The following is a 23,583-nucleotide window of genomic DNA, read 5'->3' as shown; positions in this document are numbered from 1 at the left end:
CCGAATCCGCTGTCGCTACGAACCGAACGCGCCGGGGTGGATCTGCTCCCGCGTGGCCACGTACTGCTGCCGTACCGCCTGACCGACCGCCAGCTCCTCACCCGGCTCGAAGATCTGCGCCGAGGCGCCCTGCCAGGCCGGGGGAGCGGCGGGCGACAGCGTGCCCCGGGCGACCCCGAGCGCCCACGCGGCCTGCCGGGCGGCGCCCAGGGCCGCGTAGTCCGCGGGCTGCGGCACGACGACCTGCGCGCCGAAGATCGCCGGGGCGATCGCCTGGACGGCGGGCAGCCCGGCCACCGCACCGAGCAGGAACACCCGGCGCACCTCCACCCCACGTCCGCGCAGGACGTCCATGGCGTCGGTCAGCGAGCAGAGCATGCCTTCGAACGCGGCCCGGGCGAGGTGCTCGGGCTTCATCGACTCGCGGCGAAGCCCGCTGAGCGTGCCGGCGGTGTGCGGCAGCTGCGGGGTGCGCTCGCCCTCCAGGTAGGGGAGCAGGACGAGCCCCGAGGCGCCGGGAGTCGACTTCAGGGCCAGCGCCGACAGCTCCTCCAGGCTCTCCGTGCCGAGCATCTCGGCGGTGCCGCGCAGCGCCCGTACCGCGTTGGAGGTGTGGACGACGGGCAGGTGCATCCCGGCCGCGTCGGCGAAGGAGGTGATCAGGCCCTGCGGGTCGGCGAGCGCCTCGTGGTGCACGGCCATGACCGAGCCGGAGGCGCCGAGGGAGACGACCGCGTCGCCGTGCCCGAGGCCGAGCCCGAGGGCGGCGGCCATGGTCTCGCCCGTACCGGCGGAGATCAGCAGGCCCTCGGGGGTGGTTCCGGCGGCCTCGGCGGGGCCGAGCACCTCGGGGAGCACGGCCTGGTGACCGAGGGCCAGCTCGACGAGGTCGGGGCGGTACGCGCCCGTGCCCGCGGACCAGTAGCCGGTGGCGGAGGCGGCGCCGCGGTCGGTGGTACGGCGCAGGGGGCGGCCGAGGAGCTGCCAGACCAGCCAGTCGTGCGGCTGGAGGAGCATCGCGACGCGCTGGGCGTGCTCGGGCTCGGAGCGGGCCAGCCAGCGGAGCTTGGCGACGGGCTGCCCGGACTGCGGTACGGAGCCGACGGCCTCGGCCCAGGCCTGCCGTCCGCCGAAGGCCTCGACGAGGTCGGCGGCGGCCACCTGCGCGCGCTTGTCGTTGCCGACGAGCGCGGGGCGGACGAGCCCGCCCTGCGCGTCGAGCGGCACGAGCCCGTGCTGCTGGGCGGAGACCCCGATGGCCTGCACCCCTTCGAGCAGCCCGCCACCGGCCGCCTCGCCGAGCGAGAGCAGCCAGGCCTGCGGGTCGACATCGGTGGCCTTGGGCTCACCCGGGTGCGGGGCGTACCCCTGACGCAGTACGGCACCCGTGTCCGCGTCGCAGACGACGATGCGTGTGAACTCGGCAGAACTGTCCAAGCCGGCGACTATCCCCATGGCAGGAGATTCTGCCCCACGCGGAGGAGTAAGGGGAGCGCGTGCGGGGTAGGGGATGCGTTTTCGGGCACCGCCTTGCGATGGAGACGCCCGGATCCCACCGACCGAACGCGCCGGTCAAGCCGACCCGGCTCGGCCGGCCAGCCCGGATCGGCCGTCTCGCGCAGCTCGCCTGGCCCGGCCGTCTCGCGCAGCCCGCCTGGCTCGGCCGCCTCGCCCAGCTCACCCGTCTCGGCCGGCCCGCCCGTCTCGGCCGGCTCGCGCAGCCCGCCCGTCTCACCTAGCTCGCCCAGCCGACCCGTCTCGGCCGCTCGGCCCGGCCGAGCTCTGCCCTCCGGGCTGCCCTCCGGGCCCGGCTCAGGTGTTGCTCACGCCCCACTCGTCCTCGGTCACCTGGCCGTTGTGGTGGCGGAGGGAGTGGATCCGGTCGGTGACCGAGGCGGGGAGCTTGTCGCCCACCTTGTCGCTCACCGCGTGGAACGCCTTCCCCGCGACCTGGCGGCCGGTCTGCGCCGCGGACTCGGCGGCGTTGCGGACCGCCGGGTTCTGGGAGAAGTCCCTGGCCGACTTCTTCATCTGCTCGTAGCGCTCGCGCCCGGCGCGCGTGCCGATGACGTAACCGAGGGCCAGCCCCACCACGAACGTCAGCTTGTACCGCACGGCGGCACCACCTTCCCTTGAGCTTCCCTGTTGCCTCACTGGTGCCCACGAGCGCCCACGGCATACCGATTGGCGGAGCACCCCCCTGCTTGCGCTAATGTATGTGTCGCAGCGAACGCGCGCCGCCTGGGAACACCCGAGGTGGATCCGTTCGGTGCAACCGCAGCAATCCCCTGTAGCTCAATTGGCAGAGCAGCCGGCTGTTAACCGGCAGGTTACTGGTTCGAGTCCAGTCGGGGGAGCGCGATCCCCTGTAGCTCAATTGGCAGAGCATTCGGCTGTTAACCGGAGGGTTGCTGGTTCGAGTCCAGCCGGGGGAGCAAGCGAAAGAGGACCCTTAGGGGTCCTTTTTTGTATGCCCGGGAACCATGCGCCACGCTGCGCGGTCCTCATGGTCGAGCAGTCCGCAGCAGACGCCGACCATCCGGAGCAGGAGATCGTATGAGCGGCTATGCTGCGGCAGACGGCGCGCACACATGTACGCGCCACGCGGTGAGGGGCGGTAGCTCAGCCGGTTAGAGCAGCGGACTCATAATCCGTCGGCCGTGGGTTCGAGTCCCACCCGCCCCACCACCGCATGGTGAAGCAGAATCGTTCTGACCAGCACGTCCTGCTGGTCGGACGATTCGCCACCGACTTCGCGACGGCTTTCGGCCGCGCTTTCCCCCCAGTGTGGGGACAGATTCGGGACACGGAAGCCGCGACACGCCCGAGTCACCCGGATGACCCACCGCCGGTATCGACCGGCCCCTCTGTCGGTCCCTCTGTGAGCCGGACCACAGGACCGATCGCGCGCCGGGCCGCACCCGCCTCCGTACCCCCCGTACCGCCGTGAATCGGCCGGGTGGCCGGATCTTGTTCCCCGGCGTGCGGGGTGTCGGATGCGCCGTCGAATGCCGCAACTCCCCCAGCGCCGTACAACAGCGGATCGAGTGGCTCCGGTACGTGTCGACACCTCCCGAGGACCTCTACCCCTCGTTCATGTTTTCTCCGTCTCTGCTTCACCGGTCCGTGTAGCCACCAGCGCCCAGCGCCGTGATTGTCATGCGCGCAGCTACGTCCGCGGGGTCGATTGTCGGCCACGCGTGGGGTCCGGGCGAAGGGGGCGGTTCCTAGGCGCCGCACGAGTGGACGCCCGGCGAGGTCAGCGCGGAAGCCGTGAGCCGGCGGCTCGTCGGCGCCGACAGCCATGAACTCGGGCGCGGACCCGACCTCCACGGCGGACACAACGCCTGCTCCGCGGCCGTCCGGCGGCTGCGCGACGGGCTCGACCGCGCGGTCCCCCTCGTCGGCATGGGCGCCACCACCGGCGTCTGGAGCTGGCAACTCGCCCTGGACGAGCGGTGCGTGGCCGTCGCCGCCCTCACCTTCAGGCGCCGGCGCGAGTGCCGCCACAGCCTGCAGCTCTTCCTCGTCGCCGCCGCCGAGGGCAGCTCGCTCGCCGACGCCACCACCCCGATCGGTGCCACCACCGAACCGGGCACGCCCATGGCGCTGCTGACGATCCCCCAGCTCGGCGTGAAGGAGGTCGTCCGGGAGGGCACCTCCGCGGAGGTGCTGGCCTCGGGCCCCGGGCGCCGCCGCGACACCGTGCTGCCCGGCCAGGCCGGCAGCAGCATCGTACGGAGGCCATGTTCGGCAGCCCCGCGACCCGTGCACGGCGGACTACGTGGAGGGCCGCTTCGGCTGACCGGATCAGGGGAAACGCGCCGAGGGCCCGTACGCGTCGGGGGACGCGTACGGGCCCTCGGCCGTACGGGGGGTCTGGCCGGCCTTACTCGACGACGAGCTCGACCTGGATGTTGCCGCGGGTGGCCTTGGAGTACGGGCAGAACGCGTGGGTCTTCTCGAGCAGCTCGCGGCCCGGCTCGCCCTGGAGGTGGTCGGGGAACTCGGCGCGCATGACGACCGCGAGGCCGAAGCCGCCGTCCGTCTCGTCCTTGCCGATGGAGACCTCGGCGGTGATCGAGGCGTCCGTGATGTCGATCTTCTCCTGGCGTGCCACGAGGCCCATCGCGCTGGCGAAGCAGGCGGCGTACCCGGCGGCGAAGAGCTGCTCGGGGTTGGTGCCCTGACCGTTGCCGCCGAGCGCCTGGGGGTGGGCGAGGGGGAGGTCGATGTGGCCGTCGGAGCTGACGGCACGGCCTTCGCGGCCGTTGGCGGTGGCGACGGCGGTGTAGATCGCGTTCATGGGGTCCTCGTTTTCCGTTCCGTGCTCGGTCGGGGTCTGGGGTAAACCGTAGCGTGCAATTCAGTTGTGCACAACTCAATGGCTCGCGATGCGCGGTCCCGTACCCTGGAGCCATGGCGACGCTCGACACGACCCCCGACACGGACCGGGACGCGGACTTCCTCCGGCTCGACCACCAGATCTGCTTCTCGCTGCACGCCGCGACCCGCGCCTTCAACGGCGTCTACCGCGCCGCGCTCAAGGAGCTCGGGCTCACCTACCCCCAGTACCTGGTCATGCTGGTGCTCTGGGAGCACGGAGAGCTGCCGGTCAAGCGGATCGGCGAGCACCTGCGCCTCGACTCCGGGACGCTGTCGCCGCTGCTCAAGCGGCTGGAGGCGGCCGGCTACGTCGAGCGCAGGCGCAGCCCCGAGGACGAGCGCTCGGTGACCGCGCGCCCCACCGAGGCCGGGACCGCCCTGCGGGAGCGGGCCCTCGGCGTCCCGAAGCGGATCGCCGTTGCGACCGGCCTCGACCTGGCGGAGATCAGCGCCCTGCGCACCCAGCTCAACGCCCTGTCCGCCCGCCTCGACGCCGCCGACCCGGAGGCCCTGGGCGGCCTGGGGTAGATCGGATGTCCCCGACGTTCAGGCAGGGTCGTCGGGGTGCGGGAGCCGTCGGGGTGCGGGAGCGTGGCTCGGGAGCCCGATCGCCCGGACCGAACGGAAGACCGATGGAGCACGTCACCCTGAACAACGGCGTCAGGATGCCGATCCTCGGCTTCGGCGTCTAGCAGAGAGCCGGGGGCCGCTAGGGTCTTTCGTTTGGATCAGGCCGGATCAGGGTGCGGTGCCAGGGCCCGCGAGCCCGGCATGATCCAAACGAGAGGCCCTAGGGCTTCTCGGAGGCGTCCGAGGCGATCCGTGGGACGCCCCGCAGCAGCACGAGCACCAGCACCGCCGTCAGGAGGGCGAAGCCCGCGCTCAGGGCCGACGCCGACTGGAGGGCCGTCGTGAACGACTCCCGGGCCGTCGTCAGGAGCCCCTCGTCCGCCACGGCCGCCGCCCCGCCCAGGGACTCCCGCGCCGCGGCCGGGGCGTCGCCCGGGATCCCGTTCCGATAGACCGCGACCGCCACGCTGCCGGTCACCGCGATCCCCAGGGCCAGACCCAGGTCGTACGCCGTCTGGCCGGTCGCCGCCGCCGCGCCCGCCTTCTCCGGCGGGGCCGCGCCCACCGCGAGGGCGGTGCCGAGGACGCTGATCGGGGCCGCCCCGAACATGATCACCGTGAGCCCCAGGGAGGCCGCGGCCACCCCGGTGGCCAGGGCGACCGCCGCGTACCCGGTCAGCGAGACCAGCAACCCGCCCACCAGCACGTACGCCGGACGGAAGCGGCGGGCGAGCGGCGGGGTCAGCTGCGAACCGGCGATCAGCCCCGCCGCCCCCGGCAGCAGCCACAGGCCGGCCGCCGGCGGCGAGAGCCCCGCGACCGCCTGGAGGTACTGCGGAACGAGGTACTCCACCCCGTTGAGCGCGGTCATCCCGAGCAGCAGGGTGAGCAGCGCCCCGGTGAACGCCCGGCTGCGGAAGAGCCCGAGGTCGAGCAGCGGGGTCGCCAGACGGTTCTGCCGGCGGACGAAGAGAAGCGTGAAGGCGATACCGGCGGCGAAGGCCGCGCCCGCCTCCGCCGTCACGCCGTGCGCGGCAAGCGACTTCACCCCGTACACCAGTGGCAGCACCGCGAGCAGGAAGAGCGCGGCGCTCGGCAGGTCGAGCCGGCCGGGGCGCGGATCGCGGTACTCGGGGAGCAGCACGGGCGCCGTGACCAGCGCGACCAGCATGATCGGGAGCCCGATCAGGAACACCGACCCCCACCACCAGGACGCGAGAAGCACCCCGCCGACGATCGGGCCGATCGCCAGACCGACGGAGAGCGCGGTCACCCACATCGCGATCGCCGTGGCCCGCTGGCGGGCGTCCGCGAACATATGGCTGATGAGCGCGAGCGTCGAGGGCAGGACCGCCGCCCCCGCCACGCCAAGGAGGGCGCGGGCCGCGATCAGCGTCCCGGCGTTCGGGGCGTACGCGGCGAGCAACGAGGCGAGCAGGAAGCCCGCCGAGCCCGCCATCAGGAGCCGCCGCCGGCCGAGCCGGTCGCCGAGCGTGCCCATGATGACGAGGGTGGAGGCGGTGAGGAAGCCGTAGATGTCGGTGATCCACAGCAACTGGGCGCCGCTGGGCCGAAGATCGGCCGCCAGGTACGGGGTGGCGAGCCACAGCACGCCGAGGTCGGCCGTCATCAGGGTGACGGGCAGGAGGAGGACGGCGAGTCCGAGCCAGTGGCGGGCACCGGCCTTCGCCGGAGCCGCCTCGGTCACGGTGTCGGTGGTCGTGCTCATGGCCGCGGCCCTCCGTCCAGTGCCGCGTCGACCTCGGCGAGCAGCTCCCGCACGCGCTCCGGGCGCAGGGCCTTCGGTACGCCGGAGAGTTCGGTGCCGTACACGATCCGCACCGACGTGTCCCGGATCCCGCAGTACTCGGAGACGCCGACGCGCAGTTGGGTGTCCAGGACGGTGTCCAGGCCCAGCTTCTCGATCTCCTCCAGCGGGTTGCCCATCAGCGCCAGCCACACCATCCGCTTCTCCGCGAGGCGCGGCTTGCTGCGGCCGTAGGCGAAGCCGTAGTTCCACACCCGGTCGATCCAGCCCTTGAGGACGGCGGGCGGCGCCATCCACCAGACCGGGAAGACGACCACGATGTCGTCGGCGGCCAGGATGCGGTCCATGTGGGCGTGGACCTCGGGGGTGTACACCTTCTCCCGGTCCTCCCAGTCCGGTTCGTCGGCCGGGCGCAGGACGGGGTCGAACTCCTCGGCGTACAGGTCGAGTACGTCGACGGTGCCGCCCGCGCCCGTCAGTCGGCCGTGGACGAGCGCGGCGGCCTGGGCGGTCAGCGAGTCGGAGCGGGGGTGGGCGTGGACGAGGAGGGTGTGACGGGCGTGGGACATGAGGCTTCCTTCGCGGAGAGTGTGAGGGCGTGGCGGCGTGAGGGCGTGACGGGGTGGTGGGGGGCGGGGTGGGTCAGAGGCCGAGGCCGGAGCCGCCGCTCGCGTCGATGTTCTGGCCGGTCACCCAGCGGGCGTCGTCGGAGGCGAGGAAGCCGACGACATCGGCCACGTCACCCGGCTGCCCGACCCGGTCGAAGACCGAGAATCCGGCGGCGTGCGCCTTGGCGGCCGGGTCGGCCATCCACGGGTGGATGTCGGTCTCGATCGTGCCGGGGGAGACCGCGTTGACGGTGATGCCCCGGGAGCCGAGGGTCTGGGCGAGCGTCAGGGTCAGCACCTCGACCGCGCCCTTCGAGGCCGCGTACGAGGTCATGCCGGGGAAGGCGACCTTGGTGACGCCTGAGGAGATGTTGATGATCCGACCGCCGTCGCGGAGCCGGCCGAGGCCGTGCTTGACGATGAAGAAGGGGGCCTTGGCGTTGACCGCGAACACCCGGTCGTAGTCGGCCTCCTCGACCTCGTCGATGGTGCCGGGGCCGGCGATCCCGGCGTTGTTGACCAGGATGTCGACGCCGTCGGCGTGCGCGTCGAAGGCCTTCCAGAGGGCCTCGGCGTCGCCGGGGACGCCCAGTTCGGTGCGGATCGCGAAGGCCGAGCCGCCGGCCTGCTCGATCGCGGCGACCGTCTCCTTCGCTGCGGTCTCGTTGCTCGCGTAGTGGACGGCGACGCGGGCGCCGTCGGCGGCGAGCCGGAGGGCGATCGCGCGGCCGATGCCCCGGCTGCCGCCGGTGACGAGGGCGGTCCTGCCGGTGAGGGAGGTGGTGGACATGAGGTGCTCCTCGGGGGCTGGTACTGGCTGGTTTCGGCTGGTGTCGGCTGGTGACGGGGATGACTCTGCGGGCCGGCGGTTCGGGTTCGGCTCGGGTCGGGTTCGGGTTCGGCTCGGGCCCTGTTCGGTCCGCTTCGGACGGGGTTACGGCGCTGGTCAGGCCGGGGGTTACGGTGGCCGCATGCGATTCGCGGTGCTGGGGGAGACGGCCGTACTGACCGAGGACGGGCGGGTCGTCCGGGTCCCGGAGCTGAAGGTGCGGGCGTTGCTGGCCTCGTTGCTGGTCGACCCGGGGCGGCCCGTGGCCACGCACCGGCTCGTGGACGACCTGTGGGGCGAGGAGCCGCCCGGCAACCCGGTGCGGGCGCTCCAGGCCAAGGTCTCCCAGCTCCGCCGCGTCCTGGAGGAGGCCGAGCCGGGCGGCCGCGAGCTTGTCGCCACCCGCGCACCCGGCTACCAACTGGCCCTTGCAGAGGGTGCGTTGGACGCGGACCGGTTCACCGCTCTGGCCGCACGCGCGCGTGCCGAGGCCCGACCGGCGCGCCGCGCCGCGCTCTTCGCCGAGGCGCTGGAGCTGTGGCGCGGGCCCGCGTTCGCGGACTTCGCGGACGAACCCTTCGCCCGGGCCGCCGTCAACCGGCTGGAGGAGAAGCGGCTCGTCGTCCGCGAGGAGGCCGCGGAGGCCCGCCTGGAGAACGGGGAGCACGCGCTGCTGGTGGGTGAGTTGGCCGAACTGGTCGAGCTGCATCCGCTACGGGAACGGCTGCGCGCCGCCCACCTGCGCGCCCTCTACCGCTCGGGTCGTCAGAGCGAGGCCCTGGCAGGCTACGAATCCCTCCGTACCCGTCTCGCCGAGGATCTGGGTCTTGACCCGAGCCCCGAACTGGTCGCCCTCCAGCGGGCGATGCTCCAGCAGGACCCGACGCTGGAGGCGGCGCTCCCGTCCCAGGCCCATGCCGAGCCCTCGCCGGTACTCGCCCCGTCCGTGCGGCAGCCGCCCGTACAGCCCCCGCCCGTGCCCGAGGCCCCGCCGGGTGAGGGGCGGGGGAACCTGCCCGTCCCGCTCGTGGGACTCGTGGGCCGGGAGGAGGCCGTCGGCGAGGTCGGCGGGCTGTTGGCGGCGCGGCGGCTCGTGACGCTCACCGGTCCCGGCGGGGTCGGGAAGACGCGGCTCGCGGTGGCGGCGGCGCGGCAGGCCCAGGGGCACTTCCCCGACGGCGCCTGGCTCGTCGAACTCGCCGGTGCCCGGGGCGACCTGGCCGAGGTCGTGGCCGCCGCCCTGGAGCTGCGCGACGACGGCTGGGGCATCCGCCCCGAAGGCCCGACGGGTGGTCCCCAGCGCCTCGCGGGCGTCCTGCGCGGCAAGCGGCTCCTGCTCGTCCTCGACAACTGCGAGCACGTGATCGACGAGGCCGCCGAGCTGACCGAACTGCTGCTGCGCACCGCGCCCGGACTCGTCGTCCTGACGACGAGCCAGGAACCGCTGGCCCTCGCGGGGGAGATCCTGTGGGCCGTACCGCCGCTCACCCCCGACAGCGCCGTCGAACTGTTCACCGCCCGCGCGTCGGCCGCCGCGCCCGGCCTCGTCCTCGACGCGGACGGCCGCGCCGCCGTCGAGGCCGTCTGCCGCCGCCTCGACGGGATCCCGCTCGCCCTCGAACTGGCGGCCACCCGCGTCCGCGCCCTCGGCGTCCACCGGCTGCTGGAACGGCTCGACGATCGGTTCCGGCTGCTCAGCGCCGGACAGCGGGGCGCGCCGGCCCGCCAGCAGACCCTGCGCGCGGTGATCGACTGGAGCTGGGAGCTGCTGCCCGAGCCCGAACGGACCGTCCTGCGGCGTCTCGCCGTCCACGCCGAGGGCTGCACCCTGGACGCGGCCGAGGAGGTCTGCGGGGGCGACGAGATCGAGGTCGAGGACGTACTCGGCCTGCTCGCGCGGCTCGTGGACCGCTCCCTCGTCGTCGCCGTCGACACCAAGGACGGGCCCCGCTACCGGCTGCTCGAATCCGTCGCGGCGTACTGCCTGGAGAGGATGGCGGAGGCCGGCGAGAGCGGCGCCGTGGAGGACCGGCACCTCGCGTACTACACGCGCCTCGCCCGCACCGCCGAACCGGAACTGCGCGGGCACGGGCAGCGGGAGTGGCTGGCGCGCCTCGACGCCGAGAGCGCCAACCTGCGCGCCGCCCTCGACCGGGCGGTCGCGCACGGCGCGGCACGGGAGGCGCTCTCCCTCGTGGACGCGCTGGCCTGGTACTGGGTGCTGCGCGGGCGGCTCGGCGAGGCGATCCGCTCGGCGACGGCCGCCCTGGGAACCACCGGGGGCGACGCGTTGCTCCGCGCCCGGGTCGAGGTCTGGCGAACCGGCCTCACGGTCATGGGCGGCAACGGCACGGACCGCAGGCGGCGGATCGAGACCGCGCTCGCGCGGTACGACGCCGTGACGGGCCCCGACGGCCCGGCCCCCTGGCCCCGCTGGTTCCTGGCCCACGCGCTGTGCGGGACCGGCGACCAGGGCGCGGGCGAGGCGCTCACCGGGGAGGCCCTCGACGGCTTCCGGGCCGCGGGCGACCGGTGGGGCGAGGCCGCCGCGCAGGCCGACCGGTCCGTGCAGCGGCTCCTCAGGGGCGACCTGGCCGGCGCGAAGGCGGACGCGGCCTCGGCGGCCGAGCTGTTCGGGCGGCTCGGCGACGCGTGCGGAGGGCTCTGGTCCGTCTACCCGCTGGCCACGGTGGCCGAGGTGAGCGGCGCGTACGAGCAGGCCGCGCGGCTCAAGCGGGCCGGTCTGGAGACCGCCCGGAGCTTCGGGATCACGACCGAGGTGCCCGACCTGCTGTCGGGGCTCGGCCGGACCGCGCTGCTCACGGGGGACTTGGCGCAGGCCCGCGCGTACCACCGGGAGGGCCGGGAGAAGGCGATCGAGGTCGGCTTCCGGGCGGGCGAGATCAACGCGGTCCTCGGCCTCGGGCTCGGCGCGCGCCGCGAGGGCCTGCTCGCGGAGGCCGAGGGGCACCTGCGGGAGGTCCTCGACTGGCACCGGCTGGTCGGGCTCGACGGCGCCAACGCGCTGATCCTCGCGGAGCTCGGCTTCGTGGCGGAGCTGCGGGGCGACGGCGCGGGGGCGCTCGCGCTCCAGGAGGAGGGGTACGCGACGGCCGCGACGACCGGGGATCCGCGGGCGGTGGCGCTGGCCTTGGAGGGTCTGGCGGGCGCGCTGGCCCTGGCCGGGCGGGGCGAGGGGGCGGGCCTTCTGCTCGGCGCGGCGAGCGCGCTGCGGGCGTCCACGGGGGCGCCGTTGCCCGTGGCGGAGCGGGCGGACGTGGACCGGGTGAGCACGTCGGTCCGCGGGGCCGTCGGCGACGAGGCCTTCGAGGCGGCCTTCGAGCGGGGTGCCGGCCTCGCCCCGGAGGCCGCCGTGCGCGAGGCCCACGTGCCGTCGGGGCCGGCCCTGCGGACGGCCCTGCAGACGGCCCGGCGGACGACCCCGTAGACGCGCCGCGAGGGCGGTCGAACGGGCAGTGGCGGTTCACGAACGTGCACGCCATCGGCGTGAACCAGCCCATCCCGCCCCGCTCCCCGCGTTCTCCCGGGATCCGGAACCAGCCTGCCGGCATGACAGATCCCAAGCCCAGGACGAGCCGTCGTCCGCTCCTCGTCCTCGGCGGACGGGGAAGGGCCGGAATGCGGACTGTAAGGGACTCGTCCCACCCCCGCCCCTATACTCGCCCCATGTCCCTCTCCATCCGGCGGGCCACCGCCGACGACTCGCGTCGCCTCACTCGGCTCGTCCGGAAGTCCGCCGCCTACCGGGGTGACTACGCCGGCATGGTCGACGGCTACACCGTCGGTGGGACGTACATCGAGCACCACCCCGTCTTCGTCGCCGTCGACGCGCACGACCGGGTCCTCGGGTTCTACGCCCTCCTCCTGGACGAGGCCGAGCTCGATCTCGCCTTCGTCGCCGACGAGGCACAGGGGCAGGGCATCGGGCGGCTGCTCATGGACCACATGGTGGAGCAGGCCAGGGCCGCGGGGCTCGGGTCCGTACGGGTCGTCGCGCATCCGCCTGCCGAGGAGTTCTACCTCCGTACCGGCGCCCGCCGCACCGGCACCGTCGAGCCCGCCGGGCGGATCCACTGGGCCCGCCCCGAGCTCCGGTACGACGTCGCGTGAGCGCCCCCGAGAAGGCCGAGGACGCCCAGGAGGCAGCGGCGGCCGCGCGGCCCGACCGCCGCCGCGTCTTCGCCGACCTCACCCCGCTCCGTACCTCCGCGCACTACCGCCGCCTCTGGTTCGGCAACACCGTCTCCTGGGTCGGCCAGGGCATGACCGCGCTCGCGGTCTCCCTCCAGGTGTACGAGATCACCCGCTCGCCGTTCTCCGTCGGGCTCGTCGGTCTCTTCTCGCTCGTGCCCCTGATCGTCTTCGGGCTGTACGGCGGCGCCATCGCCGACACCGTCGACCGCCGCAAGCTCGGCCTCGCCAGTGCCACGGGATCCGCCGTGCTGTCCGCCGCCCTCGCCACGGCCGCGTTCGCCGGCTTCCACACGGTGTGGTTCCTGTACGCGATCGTGGCCCTGCAGTCGGTCTGCGCCGCGCTCAACTCGCCCGCCAGGACCTCGATGATCCCGCGCCTGCTGCCGCCCGAGCAGCTGCGCGCCGCCAACGCGCTCAACTCGATGACGATGACCTTCGGCACGCTCGTCGGGCCGAGCCTCGGCGGGCTCATCGTCGGCGTCGGCGGCTTCCAGACCGCGTACCTCATCGACGCCGTCGCCTTCTCCGCCGCGCTGTACGCGATGTGGCGGCTGCCCTCCATGCTCCCCGAGCGGACCGGAACCAAGCGTGCCTCCGTCCTCGACGGGCTCCGCTTCCTCGCCACCCGGCCCAATCTGCGCATGACGTTCTTCTCCGACTTCTGCGCGATGATCCTCGCCCACCCCCGCGCTCTCTTCCCCGTCGTCGCCGTCCTCTGGTACGACGGCGACGCCACCACCACCGGCCTGCTCGCCGCCGCGCCCGCCGCCGGGGCGCTCCTCGGCGGCGTCCTCAGCGGCTGGCAGGGGCGCATCCGGCACCACGGGCAGGCGATCCTGCTCGCCGTCGCCTGCTGGGGCACCGCCATCGCCGTCTTCGGGCTCACCCGCGAACTCTGGCTCGGGCTGCTCCTGCTCGCGCTGGCCGGGTACTCCGACACCGTCTCCATGATCTTCCGCAACACGATGATGCAGGTCGCGGCCCCGGACGAGATGCGCGGCCGGCTCCAGGGCGTCTTCATCGTGGTCGTCGCGGGCGGGCCGAGGCTCGGCGACTTCCTCGCCGGTTCCGTCGCCGATCTGACCTCCCCGGCCGTCGCCATCACCGGCGGCGGTATCGCCTGTGTGCTCGCGATCGGGGCACTTGCCCTGTACGGTCGCGGTTTCCGCCGATACGACGCCCTCAACCCGACTGCCTGAACTGGCGGTTGGCCGCCACGGCACATAGCCGCCAGTCATTGCCGTATTCAACGGCCTCCGGCCGGAACAGACTCCTCGCGGCGCCCGGAACCACCCCTTCCCCCGGGTGCCGAGGAGTTCGTCGATGATCAGACCTTCCGCAGGAGGAAGGGCCGGGCTGCTCGCCGCCGGCATCTCCCTGGTGCTGCTCACGGCGGGGCAGACCGCCGCCGCCGGTGGAGCCACCGCCCCCGCCGTACCCGACACGTTCACGAACGCCGCCGCGCGGAGCGCCACCGTCACGCTCGTCACCGGCGACCGGGTCACCGTCACCGAGCTGGGCGGCGGGAAGAAGACCGTCACCGTCGACCGTGCGGCGGGCGCCACCGGAGCCGTACGCAGCGAGATCTCCGACGGCCGCGTCACCGTCGTCCCGGACGAGGCCCGCCCCTACCTGGACTCGGGCGTCCTGGACGAGCGGCTCTTCGACGTCAGCGGGCTCATCGCGCAGGGCATCACCGACGAGCTGCCGCTGATCGTCACCCACGGCAAGGGCGCCCGGGCCGCCGCGCCGCGCGGCACCGAGACCGTCCGCGCGCTGCCCAGCATCGGCGGCGCGGCGGTGGAGGCGACCGACCAGGCCGCGTTCTGGCGGTCGTTCACCTCGCCCGCCACCCGCTCGGCGGGCGGCAAGGTCTGGCTGGACGGCCGGGTCGAGGCCGCCATGGCCGAGTCCAACGCCCAGATCGGCACCCCGAAGGCCTGGGAGGCCGGGCTCACCGGCAAGGGCGTGAAGGTCGCCGTCCTCGACACCGGGGCCGACCTCGGCCACCCCGACCTCAAGGACCGGGTCGGCGAGTCCAAGTCGTTCATCGCGGGCGAGGAGGTCGCCGACCGCAACGGCCACGGCACGCACGTCGCCTCCACCGTCGGCGGCAGCGGCGCCGGTTCCGAGGGCAACGCCGAGAAGGGCGTCGCGCCCGGCGCGACCCTCGCCGTCGGCAAGGTCCTCAGCGACGAGGGCTCCGGCAGCGAGTCCGAGATCATCGCCGGCATGGAGTGGGCCGCCAAGGACATCGACGCGAAGATCGTCTCGATGAGCCTCGGTTCGCGCGAGCCCAGCGACGGCACCGACCCGATGGCCCAGGCCGTCAACACCCTCACCGCGGAGACCGGCGCGCTCTTCGTCATCGCCGCGGGGAACAGCGGCGCCCCCGGCTCCATCGGTTCGCCCGGCGCCGCCGACTCGGCGCTGACCATCGGCGCCGTCGACTCCGCCGACAGGCCCGCGTACTTCACCAGCGAGGGCCCCCGCTTCGGCGACCAGGCCCTCAAGCCCGACCTCTCCGCGCCCGGCGTCGACATCCTCGCCGCCCGCTCCCAACTGGTCACCGGCAGCGGCCTCTACACCTCCATGAGCGGTACGTCGATGGCGACCCCGCACGTCGCCGGCGTCGCCGCGCTGCTCGCGGAGAAGCACCCCGACTGGACCGGCGCGCAGCTCAAGAACGCCCTGATGTCCTCGTCGAAGACGCTCACCGACTCCTCCTACGCGCTCGGCGCCGGGCGGGTCGACGTGGCCGCCGCGATCACCGCGAACGTCACCGCCACCGGCTCCGCCGACCTCGGCTTCTTCGCGTGGCCGTACGAGTCGAACGAGCCGGTCACGAAGACGGTCACGTACACCAACCACTCCGACGCGCCCGTGGAGTTGAACCTCGCCGTCGAGGGGATGCCCACCGGCGTCGCGACCCTCGCCGACAGCACGCTCACCGTCCCGGCCCACGGCACCGCGCAGACCACGGTCACCGGTGACGGCACGAAGGCCCCGGTCGGCAACGCCTCGGGCCGGATCGTCGCCTCGGCGGCGGGCGCGCCCGTCGCGCACACCGCGCTCGGCCTGGTGAAGGAGGAGGAGCGGTACAACCTCACGGTCCACGTCAAGGACCGTGACGGCGCCCCGACCTCGGCCAACCTGGGCGTCAAGCGGCTCGCCCCGGGCTACGACCCGTTCCCCGCGGCCGTCGGCGAGTCCGGCACGCTCGAACTGCGCCTGAAGCCGGGCACGTACACCGTCTCGTCCTTCCTCGACGTCCGTGGCTCCCAGGGCAAGGACTCGCTCGGCCTCGGCTTCCTCACCGACCCCGAGATCGTCCTCGACCGCGACCGCGAGATCACCCTCGACGGGCGGCAGCTCAACGAGATCCGCGCCGAGGTCGAGAAGCGGACCGAGACCCGTCAGCTTCTGATGGAGTTCGACCGGGACGCGAACGGGGCCTCCTTCGGCGGCGCCGTCCAGCTGCCGGTGAAGTACGACTCGATCTTCGCCGCCCCCACCCGCAAGCCCGCCACCGGCACCTTCGAGTACCGGACCGTCTGGCGCCTGGGCAAGCCGCTCCTGGAGGCGAGCGCGGACGGCCACCGGCTCTCCGGCGCCACCGTCCAGCCCGGCACGACCATGCTCGAAGGCAGCAAGCGCCTCGGCCTCGTCGACGTCGGCACCGGTACGGCCGCCGAGTACGCCGGGAAGGACGTGAAGGGCAAGGCCGTCCTGGTCCGCGCCGGAGCGCTGACGCCCGTCGCCGTGGCGCAGATCGCCCAGGACGCGGGCGTCGCCTTCCTCTTCGTCACGGACGAGACCCCCGGCCGCCTCAACACCTGGTTCGGCACGGCGGAGTTCGAGGACAGGCCGCTGGCCGTCGCGACCGTGAACGCGGCCGACGGGGCCCGGCTCGCCCAGACCGCCGCACGGAAGAAGACGGTCGAGCTGACCGGCACGCGCTACACGCCGTACGTCTACGACCTCTCCGAGGGGCACCCCGGCGCGATCCCGTCCGACCTGGTCTTCCGGCCCGACGAGGACGAACTCGCCACCGTACGCTCCACGTTCCACATGCCCACCGGCCGCAAGGAGACCGGCGGCGAGTTCCGCTACTCGATCACCGACACCTTCCCCATCGGCTTCGGCTTCAAGGAGTACATCGCCTTCCCCGCCGAGCGCACCGAGTACGTCTCCACCGGGCGCGGCCAGGGCTGGCACGAGTCCGTCGACCTGGCCGACTCGCTCGAAGAGCGCGGCGGGATCCTCTCCTACCGGGGCGACAGCACGACCCACCGTGAGTGGTTCAAGCCGGTCTGGCACCCGTGGCTCGGCACCGGGCTCGGCTGGGGCCAGCAGCGGGTCGGCAACGACCTGCGGTTCAACACCCCCGGCTGGGGCGACTCAGGACCCGACCACACCGGCTTCGGCAACGTGTGGAACGACGACTCGATGACCCAGTTCACCGAGGTGTACGTCAACGGGACCCGGGTCGACCGCAAGATGAGCTCCGGCGCCTACGCCTGGGACGCCCCGGCGGAGGAGGCCCAGTACAAGGTCGTCACCGACACCACGCTCGACCCGGCGCGCTGGCGCCTGTCGACCAAGGGCCACGCCGAGTGGACCTTCCGCTCCAAGGAGACCCCCTCCGACCGCGAGACCTTCCTCCCGCTGATCAACCTCGGCTTCGACGTCGACACCGACCTCAAGGGCGATGTCAGGGGCGGCGGCCGGGTGGAGATCGGGATCTCGGCGGAGTACGTCGTGGGCGCAGCCGACACCGGTCGGATCGGCGGCGGCACGCTGGACGTCTCCTACGACGACGGAAAGACCTGGCAGAAGGTCACGCTCAAGAAGGCGTGGCGCGGAACGTCCTGGACGGGTGAGCTGCGGGTGCCGCACGGCGCGCAGTACGTCTCGCTCCGGGCCGGAGCGTCCGACGACCGCGGTGGCGCGGTCACGCAGGAGATCATCCGGGCGTTGGGCGTGAGGTAGCGCGACCGGACGACGGACGGGCACCCCGGGGAAGACCCGGGGTGCCCGTCCGCGTTCCTGGCCCGGTCGGGTGGGTGACGCCCCCTCGGATGGGGCATCGCGTGCCCCGAACGCCCGTCAGCGTTTGCCGCCGGCCTATGCCGTGGTCAGGCTCCGAGGGTGAGCAACCCCGCTCCGCTCGTCAGGAGGTTTTCCATGCGCAGGACCCTTGCCACGTTCGCCCTGGCCGCCGTCGCCGTTCTCGGCGGCTCGGGTGTGGCCCTCGCCCACACCGGCCCGGACTTCGGCGGCCCGGACTTCAGCAACGACAACGACGTGGTCGTGGTCGACCACACGGTCGTCGTCTGCGGCGACTTCAGCTTCTGCGCGGGCGACTGACCCTCGCACGGCGCGCACCACGAAGCCCCCTCACTCCGAGGGGGCTTCGGCCTGCCCGACGATCCCGCGCACGACCCCCAGGTCCACCAGGTCCTGGGGGCGCAGCCGGAGCTGGTCGGCGGTGACCGGCGCCTGGTCGGGGGAGCGCTTGAGGATGGCCGAGGCGAGTTCGGGCGCGATGACGGAGAAGTAGCCGTCGGGCGTGGCCCAGGTGTTGTTCCGCGCGGCCAGGGCGAGGGCACCGCCCGAACCGCCCTCGCCGACCAGGAGCGAGGTCACCGGAACCCGCGCATCGGCGACCGCGGCGAACGCCTCCGCGATCGCCGGGCCCGCCCCCGCCCGCTCCGCCTCGGCGTCGTTGGCGGCGCCCGGGGTGTCGATCAGGGTGAGCACCGGGATCCCGAGCCGGTCCGCGAGCCGGATCAGCCGGGCGGCCGTCCGGAACCCGGCCGGGCGGGTCGCGGTCCCGCCCTGCGCCGCGTACGCGACCGGCCTCCCCGCGCGCAGGCCGAACCCGCACTCCACGCCGTCGTCCACCCCGCCGGCCCGGTCGCCCCTGACGGCGGCCCGGACGTCGAAGTAGGCGTCCAGATAGGCCCCGGCGCGGGGCCGGGCGGCCGAACGGGCCCGGACGACCGCCTCCCACCCGGTGCCGGGCGGGGCGGCCTCGGTGAGGGCGTGCGGCGGGGGAGCGGGGACGGGCGGCTGCTCCCCGGCGCCCGTCAGGAGCCGTAGCCACAGACCGAGCGTGCGCCGCAGGTCGGCCGGATCGACGAGCGCGTCCACATGCCCGTGCGCGTACTGCCCCTCCGCCGTGTACGCGGACGGGTCGGCGTCCCGCGGCCTGACCCGGGAGCCCGCGAAGGCCACCTGGGCGGAGGGGAGGGCGAGGACCACGTCCGCGCCCGCGCCGACCGTGGCCCAGCCGCCGCCGGTCGACGGGTCGCGCAGGACCGTGACATGGGGGACGCCCGCGCTCCGCAGCCGTACGGTCGCCTCGGCCACGCGCTGGAGCTGGGTCAGGGCGATCATGCCCTCCTGCATCCGGCTGCCGCCCGTCGCCACGAGCGACACCAGCGGCACCCGGTCGGCGACGGCGGTGCGGTACGCGGCGACGAGCCGGTCACCGGCCGCCTGCCCGAGCGAGCCGCCCAGGAAGCCGAACTCGAAGGCGACCAGGACCACAGGACGGCCGTCGACCGTCGCCCTGCCGTACAGGACGGACTCCTCCTCGCCGGTCTTCTCGGCGGCACGCGCGCGTGCGGCGTCGTACCCGGCCCAGCCGATCGGACCGTCGGAGCGCGGCGACCCGCCCGGGGCCTCCGCGGCCGGGGCGGGCAGCGCCGCGAAGTCGTCGGCGACGAGCGCCACGACCTCGCGGGCCGTGCGCCGCTCAGCCACGGCGGGCCTCCGCGAGGGCGTCAGGCAGCGCCTTCTTCAGGAGCTTGCCCATGTCGTTGCGGGGCAGCGCGCCGAGGAAGTGGACCGTGCGCGGGCGCTTGTGCGGGGCGAGGAGAGCGGCGACATGGTCCGCCAGCTCCTCCGCCGTCGGCGGCTTCTCCGCGTCCGCCGCCACCACCCAGGCCACGATCCGCTCGCCGAGATCCGCGTCGGCCTCCCCGGTCACGGCGGCCTCGGCCACCGCCGGGTGGTCCAGGAGCGCGTTCTCGATCTCGCCCGCGCCGATCTTGTACCCGCCGCTCTTGATCAGGTCCGTGGCCTTGCGGCCCACGATCCGTACGTACCCGTCGGGTTCACGGACCGCCATGTCACCCGTGCGGAACCACTCCCCGTCGAAGGCGGCGGCGGTCGCGTCCGGCCGGTTCAGATACGCGCTGAACAGGTTCGGGCCCCTGACCTGGATCTCGCCCACGCTTTCCCCGTCGTACGCCCCGAGCTCCGTGCCGTCCTCCTCCACAAGCCGCAGCCCCACGCCCCGCAGGGGCAGCCCCACGGACCCGGGGCGCGGTGGGGAACCCACGGGGACGGCCGTGTTCATCAGGGTCTCGGTCATGCCGTACCGCTCGACCACCGTCCGGCCCGTCGCCGCCGCGATCCGCTCGTGGTCGTGGACCGGCAGCGCCGCCGAACCCGAGACGAGCAGCCGCGCCTGCGCCAACGCCCGTACCAGCGCCGGATCGCCGTCGAGCGCGTCCGCGATCCGGTGGTACATCGTCGGTACGCCGAACAGCATCGTGCCGCCGCCCGCGCCCAGCTCCCGGGCCACGCCCTCGACGGAGAACGCGCCGAGGTGGCGCACGGAGCCGCCGCGCCGCAGCGGCCCGAGGATCCCCAGGATCAGTCCGTGCACGTGGAAGAGCGGCAGCGCGTGCACGAGCACGTCGTCCGCCGTCCACGCCCAGGCCTCCTCCAGCGCGTCGAGCGAGGCGGCGACCGCCCGGTGGGACAGCACGACGCCCTTGGGCGGTCCCGTGGTGCCGGAGGTGTAGACGATCAGGGCGGCGGACTCGGGGTCGTCCGGCCCGTCGGCGACAGCGGGGGCGGCGGATGCGGGGGTGTGGTGCGCGACCGCCGTCTCGACGTCGATCCGGGGCAGCTCCGCGAGCCCCGCAGGCAGGACGTCGTCCGGGCCCGCGAGGACGAGCCCGGGGGTGCTGTCGCCGAGGATGTGCGCCAACTCCCGTTCGCCCGTGCGCGGGTTGAGAGGGATCGCCGGTACGCCTGCCAGCAGCGCGGCCGTCACCGCGACCGCCGTCCGGGCGGTCGGCGTGGCCCAGACGGCGACCCGCCCCGCGTCGCCGATCCGCACCGCCAAGGCACCGGCCGCCCTGCCCAGTTCGTCGTACGTCAGCGTCTGGGCGCCGAAGCGCAGTGCGGGCCGGTCCGAGCCGGCCTTCAGGGCCGGGAACAGCGCGTTCACGGGTCGTCCTCCTCGCGTAGCGGGATGCCGAGAGGCATTCTGCCCGCGACTCAGGGGCGACGTGCTGCGACCTTGCTCACCTCAGGGGCTCCGTCCTCCTCCGAGCTGGGCCGGATCGACCGCATCCGGCCGTACGCGTACACGCAGCCCGCGAGCGCGAGGTCGGACAGGAGCATGAATCCGATCGAGTACGAGTCCTTGGCGCTGTAGATCGCGCCCATCACCAGCGGCGGCACGAACCCGCCGAGCCCGCCCATCGCCCCGACGATGCCGGTGACGCTGCCGACCTGCGGCTGCGGGGTGACCTGCGAGACCAGCGCGAAGACCGAACCGCTCGCCGTGCCGAGCCCGGCGGCCATGCAGAGCAGGGCGATCGTGCCGCCCGGGTTCAGCGGCGGGTCGAAGGCCTGGACGATGGCGAACAGGGCGACGAAGCCGAGCGCGCCGGCCGTGACGAGGGCGGGGTGGGACCGGTCCGAGAGCCAGCCGCCGATCGGCCGGAAGACGACGGTGACCAGGGCGAACCCGGCGGCCTTCGTCCCGGCGTCGGTCGGGTCGAGCTCGTACCAGGTCTTCAGGTACGTCGGCAGGTACACCCCGAACGCGACGATGCCGCCGAAGCCGATCGCGTACAGCGCCGACAGCTCCCATGTCACCCGCAGCCGGCCCGCCTTGCCGAGCCGGCTCGCGAGGGAGGCGGTGGGGACCGGCCGGTCGGGGCGGTCGGTGATCAGGAACACGGCGAGGACGGCGTACGCGGCGAGGGCGAGGGCGACCACGACGAACGGCAGGTTCTCACCGTGCTTGGCGATGCGCGGGGTGAAGTACCCGGACAGCGCCACACCGCCCATGCCCATGCCGAAGATCCCGAGCGCGAGGCCCCTCTTGGCGGGCGGGAACCAGGAGTTGACCAGGGGGATGCCGATCGCGAAGGTCGTGCCGCCGAGACCGAGGAGGAAACCGACGGCGAGCATCGCGCCGTACGAGTTCTTCGCCGGAATCAGGAGCAGGACGGGCACGATCGTCAGCGCCGACACCACAGGGAACATCAGCTTGGCGCCGTAGCGGTCGGTGAGCGCCCCGACCGGGATCCGGCCGAGCGAACCCACCAGGACGGGGACGGCGACGAGCAGCGACTGCTCGAAGGAGCTGAGCTCCAGCCGGTCCCCGTACCAACTGGCCAGCGGCGCGATCAGGTCCCACGCCCAGAAGGTGAGCGCGAACCCGATCGTGGCCATGACCAGGTTCCGGTAGGCGGCGCCGGAGGGTTTCGCGAGGGTGTCCACGCGACCAGTCAAATTCGAGCGGCCGGTGGGGGCGCGCGGGACTGGGCCGTACGGGGCCCTGAGGAACGATCTACGGCCAGTCCACGGTCGTCGGTGGGCGGCCGTCGTCCGTGACCCGGAGGCGCGGGCCGTCCTGTGTCGCCGTCACCTCGACGCGGATCGCGGCCACGCCCGGCCGGCGGTGGGCCGCCGCGAGCGCGGAGCGCAGGGCGGCGAGCAGCCGGTCCCCGTCGGCGGGCTCGACGAGGGTGTCGACCGCGCCGGTGAAGTGCACGGACGGCTGGAAGCCGAGGAGCACCGCCGCGCCGCCGGTCTCGCGCAGCACCCGCCCCCGGAAGGTCGTCGGGGCGTCGGCGGGCGGCTGCTGGAGGGCGAAGATGGCCGTCCGTACCTCCTGGATGGTGGAGTCCAGCTCGTCCACCGCCCGCCCGAGCAGCGCGGTGTCGTCCACGGAGTCCGGGTCGGGGGTCGATGTGCTCTCGGCGGGCGTCTCGCCCGTCCGTGCGTCCAGCGCGCGTCGGCGGGTGGACTCCAGCATCATCTCCGTCGCGAAGAGCCGCTGGACCACGAGATCGTGCAGGTCACGGGCGATCCGGTCGCGGTCCTCGTACACCGCGAGCTGCTCCCGGTTGTGCTGCGCGTCCGCCAGGACGAGCGCGAGGGCCGCCTGGGAGGCGAACTGCGAGGCGAGCAGTCGCTCCACCGCCGTGTACGGGCGTCCGCCGTGCCGCCGGGGGAGCGCGAGCGTGCCGATGAGCCGGCCGCCGCTCTGCAGCGGCAGCATCATCGAGGGCCCGAACCGTGACCGTACGTGCGTCGTCATCCGGGGATCGGTCGCCGAGTCCTCGACGAACACCGGCTCCCCGCCGAGCAGTTGCTCGAGGACCGGCGAGCCCGGCGCGATCGTCGTCCCCACCAGGTCACCCGGGTCGTCCACCGTCGAGGCCGCCACGATCTCCATCCCGCCCTCCTCGTTGGGCTGGAGGACGACCCCGGCCGAGGCGTCGGCGAGTAGCCGCGCCCGCTCGGCGACCGTCATCAGCGCGTCCGCCGCCGGCTCCCCGGCGAGCAGCGCCGTCGTCACCGCCGCCGCCCCCTCGATCCAGCGCTCGCGCTGCCGGACGGTCTCGTACAGGCGGGCGTTGCCGATCGCGATCCCGGCCTGGGCGGCGAGGACCCGCAGCATCGACAGGTCCCGGTCGGTGAACGGGCCGCCCTGCTTCTCGGTGAGGTAGAGGTTGCCGAACACCTCGGTGTGGACGCGGATCGGGACCCCGAGGAAGGAGTGCATCGTGGGGTGGCCCTCGGGGACCCCGCCGGAGCGCGGATCGGCCGTCAGATCGTCCAGACGCAGTGGCTGGGGGTCCTCGATGAGGACGCCGAGGAGCCCGCTGTGTCCGTCGGGCAGACGGGGGATCCGCTCCCGCTCGGCGTCCGTCATCCCGGCGGTGAACAGCTCGGTGAGCCGGCCGCGCTCGGGGTCCACGACCCCGAGCGCCCCGTAGCGCGCTCCGATCAGCTCCGTCGCAGAGTCCACGATGTGCTGGAGCGTGGCCCGCAGTTCGAGGTCGGTGCCGACACTCAGGACCGCCTGGAGCAGCATCGGCAGACGGGGCACCGGGTCCGGTTCGTCGTCCTGGTCCATGAGTGACATGGGAGCATTGTCAGGC

17 protein-coding genes and 3 tRNA genes are annotated in these 23,583 nt (G+C 73.7%); 10 read left to right on the top strand and 10 right to left on the bottom strand.

The genetic code is table 11. The features are described from left to right. Nucleotides 1-15: 15 nt before the first annotated feature. Nucleotides 16-1,455 carry an FGGY family carbohydrate kinase gene (locus ACGFYP_RS12145; RefSeq protein WP_361965522.1) on the bottom strand — a complete coding sequence of 480 codons (1,440 nt, stop codon included), beginning with the start codon at nucleotides 1,453-1,455 and terminating at the stop codon, nucleotides 16-18. 80 nt (nucleotides 1,456-1,535) lie between these two features. On the opposite strand from ACGFYP_RS12145, the gene ACGFYP_RS12140 reads away from it, so the two are divergent. Further along, nucleotides 1,536-1,739: a hypothetical protein gene (locus ACGFYP_RS12140; protein ID WP_393490265.1), complete on the top strand. Its 204-nt coding sequence runs from the start codon at nucleotides 1,536-1,538 to the stop codon at nucleotides 1,737-1,739. 73 nt (nucleotides 1,740-1,812) lie between these two features. Here the strand turns inward: ACGFYP_RS12140 and ACGFYP_RS12135 are convergent, their stop codons facing one another. Then, complete coding sequence (locus tag ACGFYP_RS12135; RefSeq protein WP_393490260.1) at nucleotides 1,813-2,115, bottom strand: YtxH domain-containing protein; 303 nt, start codon at nucleotides 2,113-2,115, stop codon at nucleotides 1,813-1,815. Between the two features lie 169 nt (nucleotides 2,116-2,284). On the opposite strand from ACGFYP_RS12135, the gene ACGFYP_RS12130 reads away from it, so the two are divergent. The 3 genes from ACGFYP_RS12130 (at nucleotide 2,285) to ACGFYP_RS12120 (ending at nucleotide 2,688) form a co-directional block, all read left to right on the top strand. Beyond that, nucleotides 2,285-2,357: transfer RNA gene (locus ACGFYP_RS12130), tRNA-Asn, on the top strand. Between the two features lie 5 nt (nucleotides 2,358-2,362). After that, a tRNA-Asn gene (locus ACGFYP_RS12125) sits at nucleotides 2,363-2,435 on the top strand. A gap of 176 nt (nucleotides 2,436-2,611) precedes the next feature. After that, nucleotides 2,612-2,688, top strand: a tRNA-Ile gene (locus tag ACGFYP_RS12120). A 1,201-nt stretch (nucleotides 2,689-3,889) separates the two neighbouring features. On the opposite strand, the gene ACGFYP_RS12115 is transcribed toward ACGFYP_RS12120, so the two are convergent. Then, nucleotides 3,890-4,306, bottom strand: coding sequence for an organic hydroperoxide resistance protein (locus ACGFYP_RS12115; protein ID WP_260226412.1), 417 nt, complete (start codon nucleotides 4,304-4,306; stop codon nucleotides 3,890-3,892). Nucleotides 4,307-4,419: 113 nt separating this feature from the next. Here ACGFYP_RS12115 and ACGFYP_RS12110 point away from each other — a divergent pair, with 113 nt between their 5' ends. Next, nucleotides 4,420-4,914, top strand: coding sequence for a MarR family winged helix-turn-helix transcriptional regulator (locus ACGFYP_RS12110; RefSeq protein WP_393490253.1), 495 nt, complete (start codon nucleotides 4,420-4,422; stop codon nucleotides 4,912-4,914). Between the two features lie 262 nt (nucleotides 4,915-5,176). On the opposite strand, the gene ACGFYP_RS12105 is transcribed toward ACGFYP_RS12110, so the two are convergent. The 3 genes from ACGFYP_RS12105 to ACGFYP_RS12095 all read right to left on the bottom strand — a co-directional run bounded on the left by ACGFYP_RS12105 (nucleotide 5,177) and on the right by ACGFYP_RS12095 (nucleotide 8,122). Beyond that, complete coding sequence (locus ACGFYP_RS12105; RefSeq protein ID WP_393490250.1) at nucleotides 5,177-6,685, bottom strand: MFS transporter; 1,509 nt, start codon at nucleotides 6,683-6,685, stop codon at nucleotides 5,177-5,179. Continuing rightward, nucleotides 6,682-7,293: an NAD(P)H oxidoreductase gene (locus tag ACGFYP_RS12100; RefSeq protein WP_393490245.1), complete on the bottom strand. Its 612-nt coding sequence runs from the start codon at nucleotides 7,291-7,293 to the stop codon at nucleotides 6,682-6,684. The genes ACGFYP_RS12105 and ACGFYP_RS12100 overlap by 4 nt, the downstream gene beginning before the upstream one ends. A gap of 73 nt (nucleotides 7,294-7,366) precedes the next feature. Next, on the bottom strand, nucleotides 7,367-8,122 hold the full coding sequence (locus tag ACGFYP_RS12095) for an SDR family oxidoreductase (RefSeq protein WP_393490242.1): 756 nt from the start codon (nucleotides 8,120-8,122) through the stop codon (nucleotides 7,367-7,369). 181 nt (nucleotides 8,123-8,303) lie between these two features. Here ACGFYP_RS12095 and ACGFYP_RS12090 point away from each other — a divergent pair, with 181 nt between their 5' ends. The 5 genes from ACGFYP_RS12090 to ACGFYP_RS12070 all read left to right on the top strand — a co-directional run bounded on the left by ACGFYP_RS12090 (nucleotide 8,304) and on the right by ACGFYP_RS12070 (nucleotide 17,746). Then, on the top strand, nucleotides 8,304-11,609 hold the full coding sequence (locus tag ACGFYP_RS12090) for a BTAD domain-containing putative transcriptional regulator (protein ID WP_393490238.1): 3,306 nt from the start codon (nucleotides 8,304-8,306) through the stop codon (nucleotides 11,607-11,609). Nucleotides 11,610-11,848: 239 nt separating this feature from the next. After that, complete coding sequence (locus tag ACGFYP_RS12085) at nucleotides 11,849-12,292, top strand: GNAT family N-acetyltransferase (RefSeq protein WP_393490234.1); 444 nt, start codon at nucleotides 11,849-11,851, stop codon at nucleotides 12,290-12,292. Beyond that, nucleotides 12,289-13,575, top strand: a complete 1,287-nt coding sequence (locus ACGFYP_RS12080) for an MFS transporter (RefSeq protein WP_393490231.1) — start codon at nucleotides 12,289-12,291, stop codon at nucleotides 13,573-13,575. The genes ACGFYP_RS12085 and ACGFYP_RS12080 overlap by 4 nt, the downstream gene beginning before the upstream one ends. 124 nt (nucleotides 13,576-13,699) lie before the next feature. Beyond that, nucleotides 13,700-17,368: a S8 family serine peptidase gene (locus ACGFYP_RS12075; RefSeq protein WP_393490228.1), complete on the top strand. Its 3,669-nt coding sequence runs from the start codon at nucleotides 13,700-13,702 to the stop codon at nucleotides 17,366-17,368. A 195-nt stretch (nucleotides 17,369-17,563) separates the two neighbouring features. After that, the gene (locus ACGFYP_RS12070) at nucleotides 17,564-17,746 is read left to right on the top strand and encodes a hypothetical protein (RefSeq protein ID WP_361966537.1); all 183 of its coding nucleotides are present in this window, start codon (nucleotides 17,564-17,566) and stop codon (nucleotides 17,744-17,746) included. A gap of 30 nt (nucleotides 17,747-17,776) precedes the next feature. Here the strand turns inward: ACGFYP_RS12070 and ACGFYP_RS12065 are convergent, their stop codons facing one another. From ACGFYP_RS12065 to ACGFYP_RS12050, 4 genes are all read right to left on the bottom strand, one after another. Next, on the bottom strand, nucleotides 17,777-19,147 hold the full coding sequence (locus ACGFYP_RS12065; protein ID WP_393490225.1) for a carboxyl transferase domain-containing protein: 1,371 nt from the start codon (nucleotides 19,145-19,147) through the stop codon (nucleotides 17,777-17,779). After that, a complete protein-coding gene (locus tag ACGFYP_RS12060; protein ID WP_393490222.1) occupies nucleotides 19,140-20,627 on the bottom strand; it encodes an acyl-CoA synthetase in 1,488 nt (495 codons plus the stop codon). Before ACGFYP_RS12060 ends, ACGFYP_RS12065 begins: the two co-directional genes overlap by 8 nt. A 50-nt stretch (nucleotides 20,628-20,677) precedes the next feature. Beyond that, entirely contained in the window at nucleotides 20,678-21,865 is a 1,188-nt protein-coding gene (locus tag ACGFYP_RS12055; protein WP_393490945.1) for a nitrate/nitrite transporter, read from the bottom strand. Between the two features lie 118 nt (nucleotides 21,866-21,983). Further along, entirely contained in the window at nucleotides 21,984-23,567 is a 1,584-nt protein-coding gene (locus ACGFYP_RS12050) for a GAF domain-containing protein (protein ID WP_393490219.1), read from the bottom strand. Between the last annotated feature and the right edge of the window lie 16 nt (nucleotides 23,568-23,583).

Source organism: Streptomyces sp. NPDC048370 (assembly GCF_043200825.1).
GTDB lineage: Bacteria > Actinomycetota > Actinomycetes > Streptomycetales > Streptomycetaceae > Streptomyces.
The sequence above is the reverse complement of the archived record's forward strand: the minus strand, read 5'-3'. Positions and strand labels throughout refer to the sequence as shown.